This is a genomic window from Pseudanabaena sp. BC1403 (assembly GCF_002914585.1).
GTDB lineage: Bacteria > Cyanobacteriota > Cyanobacteriia > Pseudanabaenales > Pseudanabaenaceae > Pseudanabaena.
In genome coordinates, this window is sequence record NZ_PDDM01000075.1 from 1 (window position 1) to 921 (window position 921).

A 921-nucleotide genomic window follows, 5' to 3' on the forward strand; every position below is an offset into this window, starting at 1 on the left:
CAGAAGGCTTGCTGTACGGCATCCCATAAACTTTCACATTTTCCTATAATCTTACTGACATGATGTTTTAACCTTGCCCAAAATTTCTCAATCTTGTTTAAGTCAGGAGAATAGGGAGGCAGAAATATCACCTCACATCCTGCTTGCGCGATTAATTGGTTAATTCTTTGCTGAGGATGAAAACTAGCATTGTCGATGACCACTATTTGCCCTGGCAATAATTCTGGGACGAGAAATTCCTCTATCCATTTACACACTAAGCCAGTATTACAGTACCCCTTGAATAGCATTGGTGCAATAATCTCGCCATCTCGCCAACCACTAATCATGCTCAATCTCTCGGTACGATGTCCTAATTTGGTAGCGTGAAATCTCTCAGATTTGTGGCAGTATCCATAGGGATAATCAATCGTATTATCGATACCTGCTTCATCAACATATACGAATCTTTCTTTAGCACGAGTGTGTATCAGTTGCTTAAATTCTTGTCGCTGTTGCTCGTCCCTTTCTTGGTAACCGTAAGTTTTTTTTTACGGGTAAAGTTGAGTTTCCGCATTGCTTTTCCGATAAGCACTCGACTAACTGGTTTGACCCATTTTTTCGACATTTCTTTCTGGGTCAAATGTCCATGGGTTTCGGCAAATGTTTTGAATGCTTCTAGGTCATCAATCTTCGGTTTCGGTCCTCTTTGATACTCTTCGGGCGCTAGACTTCCTTTCTCTTCTCTACGTTTTAGCCACTGATCTAACGTATTTCTGCTGATGTTCAAGGTGCGGCAGACATGACTCTTTTTTTCTCCTCTGTCTATGGCTGATACTGCTTTCTTCCGTAAATCTATGCTGTAAGCTGCTGTCATTTTCGTTTCTTTTTCTGTCTCTTCTGTTTCAATTTTATGTCCTATCTTAACCTTACTTTGCTATA

Annotated in this window: 2 protein-coding genes; both read right to left on the reverse strand. The window is 40.5% G+C overall.

The window, feature by feature from the left end; all coding sequences use genetic code 11:
* A partial coding sequence (locus CQ839_RS25860) for an IS630 family transposase (protein ID WP_308455537.1) occupies positions 1-473 on the reverse strand: 473 nt, incomplete at its 3' end.
* Positions 470-856, reverse strand: a complete 387-nt coding sequence (locus CQ839_RS25865) for an IS630 transposase-related protein (RefSeq protein ID WP_258040880.1) — start codon at positions 854-856, stop codon at positions 470-472. The genes CQ839_RS25865 and CQ839_RS25860, both read right to left, overlap by 4 nt.
* Between the last annotated feature and the right edge of the window lie 65 nt (positions 857-921).

What these genes read in the sequence shown, in the direction of transcription:
- CQ839_RS25865 (WP_258040880.1), bottom strand. Translation starts at nt 856, where the DNA reads ATGACAGCAGCTTACAGCATAGATTTACGGAAGAAAGCAGTATCAGCC.